2 protein-coding genes and 4 pseudogenes are annotated in these 4,273 nt (G+C 39.6%); 2 read left to right on the top strand and 4 right to left on the bottom strand.

The window, feature by feature from the left end; genetic code table 11:
• Positions 1 to 166: transposase domain-containing protein (locus CBG25_RS13560; RefSeq protein ID WP_290603847.1), on the top strand; the 166-nt coding region annotated here is incomplete at its 5' end.
• Between the two features lie 10 nt (positions 167 to 176).
• On the opposite strand, the gene CBG25_RS13555 is transcribed toward CBG25_RS13560, so the two are convergent.
• The 3 genes and pseudogenes from CBG25_RS13555 to CBG25_RS13545 form a co-directional block, all read right to left on the bottom strand.
• Complete coding sequence (locus CBG25_RS13555; RefSeq protein ID WP_290607264.1) at positions 177 to 347, bottom strand: hypothetical protein; 171 nt, start codon at positions 345 to 347, stop codon at positions 177 to 179.
• Positions 348 to 350: 3 nt separating this feature from the next.
• Positions 351 to 1,293, bottom strand: a pseudogene (gene selD / locus CBG25_RS13550) (selenide, water dikinase SelD); the annotation flags it as partial.
• Positions 1,294 to 1,782, bottom strand: a pseudogene (locus CBG25_RS13545) (NAD(P)H nitroreductase); the annotation flags it as partial. It lies immediately after the preceding pseudogene.
• A 273-nt stretch (positions 1,783 to 2,055) separates the two neighbouring features.
• On the opposite strand from CBG25_RS13545, the pseudogene sppA reads away from it, so the two are divergent.
• A pseudogene (sppA, locus tag CBG25_RS13540) lies at positions 2,056 to 3,938 on the top strand (signal peptide peptidase SppA).
• Between the two features lie 123 nt (positions 3,939 to 4,061).
• On the opposite strand, the pseudogene CBG25_RS13535 reads toward sppA, so the two are convergent.
• Positions 4,062 to 4,273, bottom strand: a pseudogene (locus CBG25_RS13535) (hypothetical protein); the annotation flags it as partial.

Genomic DNA, 4,273 nt, shown 5'->3' with positions numbered 1-4,273 from the left:
AGCGGGTGCTCATGCAAGTGCGCTATTGTACAGCCTGGTGGAAAGTGCACGTATCAATGGTCTTAACCCGTACGATTATCTTCTGGCATTGCTGACGTCGCTAAAATCCCCTGATGAAGATATAGACTGGAACGTACTGCTGCCCTGGAAAATTACCTTACCTTAAACCACGCTACCTATCTCTGTGTGGTTCCAATGACGCTTACCAATAAATGACCAATACACCAAGTCACATATTGCGAATCACCACAGACAATAAAACCATCTTGTCGTTTGTGTGGTTTAGGTAAAACATCAGCTATAGCACGCGCTAAACTGGGCTTTTCTGCAATAAATAGACGGCGCATAGGTTATTCAACTACCTCAATCATCGCTCTGCCAGATTTGGATTGCTCTAATTGACCGATTGCGCTAAGAGATAAATTATTTTGCCAGGCAATTTGTTTAACTTCAGCAATTGCTGTTGGTAACACCGCCATTAGTAGTCCTCCTGAGGTCTGCGGATCACATAATACATTGCGTTGTAACGGTGTCATCTGGCCTAAAAAATGGCCGTAACTGGCAAAATTACGTTGGGTTCCACCTGGTACACACCCTTGCTCAATATAACTTTCAATATGAGGTAATTTAGCTATTTGCGAAAAAGCCACCGTCGCCTGTAAATTAGCCGCTCGACAGATTTCAGTTAAATGGCCTAACAAACCAAAACCAGTTACATCGGTCATCGCAGTAACTCCTTCAATATTTGCCAATTCTGAGCCTGATTTATTTAATTGACACATAATCTGAGTCGCTACCCCTTGATGTTCAGGTAACAATAACTTTTTCTTTTCTGCCGTTGTGTGAATACCAATTCCTAATGGTTTAGTTAAAAATAATTGGCTACCCGCAACTGCAGTGCTATTCTTTTTTACTTTAGCGGTATTAATAACACCTGTCACGGCAAGACCAAATATCGGTTCTGGCGCATCGATCGAATGACCACCTGCAAGTGATATGCCAGCATCCTGACAAACCATCCCCCCCCCCTTCAATCACTTGCTGGGCTATCTCAACTGGGATTTTATTAATGGGCCAACCTAATATCGCAATCGCCATAATGGGTTTACCGCCCATCGCATAAATATCACTAATTGCATTAGTGGCAGCAATACGTCCAAAATCAATCGGCGAATCCACTATTGGCATAAAAAAATCTGAGGTACTAATAATCCCTACGCCATTGCCAAGATCATAAACAGCAGCGTCATCGTTGGTCTCGTTACCAACCAGCAAATGAGGATCATTAAATTTTGGCGTTCCTAAATAGAGGAAGCCAACAATTTTATCATCTTGTTGGCAAGCTAAACCTGATCTCACCACCGGATCAGTGGTCCAAGAGCCGGTACGCCAGATGCCACCAAATCCTTGAGCAACAGCAGCCATCTGCATAGCATGAACACAACAACCAGCAGTAATAACTTGCTCCCAGGCAGGAATTTTTGTATTGACGACAACTTTAGCAATAACAGCAATAATTAACGGAGCTCGTAAAGGTGCTTTTTTGGCTTTTTCTTCAGCCTCTTTGCCCAAATTAGCGTTAATTGCGGCTTTTTCCAGTAACTGACCAAATTTATCGAGTCCTTGATTTTGGATCACCACAAAATGCCAGGGGCGTAACGTACCATGATCAGGGGCTCGCATTCCGGCTGCCAAAATATTATCCAGTGATTGACCTTCAGGTGCCGGTGTTGTCAAATGACTCATGGAACGACGGGTTAATAATAGTGTTAAAGCATCCATAGATTCCTCCTTGTTGAAATTCACTTATATTGCAACTATTTGCATAGCCTAGAAATAGCGTAGAAATAGCGTAGAAATAGCGTAGAAATGACCATCTTATAAGTATGTTTCTCAAAAATAGAATATTATCATCAGCATTAGTATAGTAAGGTAACATTTTCAATCAGCTTGAATAGCAATAAAATAATATTTTTAATTATTCTATGAGTTATGGCTGACAATTATCTTATGTTTTTTTAAGATAAATATGTTAATCATATAATTGGAGATCACATGCGAAACCCATGGAATTTAATCGCAACCTGTTTTAAATTTAGTTGGCGATTACTTAATTTTATCAGACGATTTGTCACAAGTTTTATCTGTCTTTTTTTAATCTTTATAGCAGCAAGCAGTTACTTTGCCTATAATAGTGAAAAAAAAAATCGACGAGCCAATATCATGGTGCGCTACTTATTCATCTACAAGGTGTAATTGTTGATCAAGTCTCTATCCCTAATCCTCTTGGTAAAATGAGCCGTGAATTGTTAGGCTCATCAAGCAAACGCATGCAAGAAAACTCCTTATTTGACATTGTAAATATTATCCGCCGGGCAACTTATGACGACAAAATTACCGGTATCGTTTTACAACTGGATAATCTGATTGGTTCTGACCAACCATCTTTACAATATATTGGTAAGACGTTGATAGAGTTTAAGCAAGCGGGAAAACCTATTTACGCTGTAGGTAATGGCTATAATCAATCGCAATATTATTTAGCCAGTTTTGCCAATAATATCTATATGTCACAACAGGGTCATGTCGGAATTTACGGTTTTTCAACCAATAAACTCTTTTATAAGACGCTACTGGATAACCTAAAAGTCAATAGCCATATTTTCCGTGTTGGCACCTATAAATCAGTGGTAGAGCCATTTATTCGTGACAATATGTCACCTGAAGCACGTGAAGCCGATAAAGTGTGGATTGGTTCACTATGGCAACATTATTTATTAACAGTGGCGCAAAACCGACAAATGACGCCAGAAAATATCTTCCCTGGTGCCAATAAATTGATTGAAGAAATGAAAAGCGTCAATGGTGATAGTGCGCAATATGCGGTTAAACAAAAACTCATTGATCATATATTTACCGGCGCAGTTATGGAGAAAGAGTTAAGCAAAAAATTTGGTTGGAATGATAAAGAGCAACATTTTAATTACATCAGTATCTATGATTATGCCAATGAACAACCCCAGCAAAATCAGCTAATGCGGCAAAAACAATCCGATGAGCAAGCTGGAAATATCGCTGTGATAATTGCTCAAGGCGCCATTATAGATGGACCACAAGAGCCTGACATGGTTGGCAGCGAAACAACGGTAGCGCAAATACGTAAAGCAAGACTTAACCCTGATATCAAAGCGATTGTGTTACGTGTTAATAGTCCTGGTGGCAGTGTTAGCGCTTCAGAAGCAATACGGAATGAACTTGTTGCTGTCCGCGAGGCCAATAAACCTATTGTAGTCTCGATGGGAGGAATGGCGGCATCAGGAGGTTATTGGATTTCAACACCGGCCAATTATATTTTTGCCAGTCCAACAACCCTGACCGGTTCAATTGGTATTTTCGGTGTGATAAATACCTTTGAAAAAAGCTTAGATACAATTGGCGTTTATACTGACGGGGTTTCTACCACGCCGTTAGCGGATATCTCAGCTACAAAAGGGATCAATAAACAATTTTCTGACATGATGCAAATCACCATAGAAAATGGCTATAACACCTTTTTAAAATATGTTGCTCATTCGCGCCACAAAACACCGGCAGAGATAGATAAAATCGCTCAAGGTCGGGTGTGGGTAGGTTCAGACGCACTACAAAACGGTTTAGTTGATAAACTGGGTGATTTTGATGATGCTGTAAATAAAGCGGCTGAGTTAGCTAAAATCACTACACCATCACTTGACTGGATGCAGCCTGAACGTTCTTTTATTGATCAATTAATATTTGAATTAACTTCAAGCGCTGAGGCAATGATGCCCAATACACTGCAATTGTTACTTCCGCAAAAAATGGCTAGCAACCTGCAGCAACAAATCAAATTTTACCAGCATATGAATGATCCACAAAATCGCTACGCATTTTGTTTAAATTGTGGTGAAGTTTATTAATAAATAGCCATCTTTGTTCAACTCTAGCGCCCTGCATATGGGCGCTTTATTTTATATTAATATTTAATATCCCACAGATTTTATTAGCTAACTACTTTATAATTCCACGAGTTTCGCACAAAACTAATTTGGGTACGCTAATAAAACACGGATGTGCTCAGCAATAGCATTTTTGATTACGTCCCAATTTTGTTGATAAAGGGTTATTTTTTCAGATATACGACGTTTATGTTGTTCAAACCACGCAGAAATAGCGAGAAAAATATGATTTCTTTGCGCTCGGCTCGTGCGAGCCTGACAGCGTTCAATACCACAATTTTGTTTAACTTCTCGAT

This window comes from Arsenophonus sp. ENCA, from assembly GCF_002287155.1.
Lineage (GTDB): Bacteria > Pseudomonadota > Gammaproteobacteria > Enterobacterales > Enterobacteriaceae > Arsenophonus > Arsenophonus nilaparvatae.
Note: the sequence above shows the minus strand (reverse complement) of the source record. Positions and strands in the feature narration are given on the sequence as shown.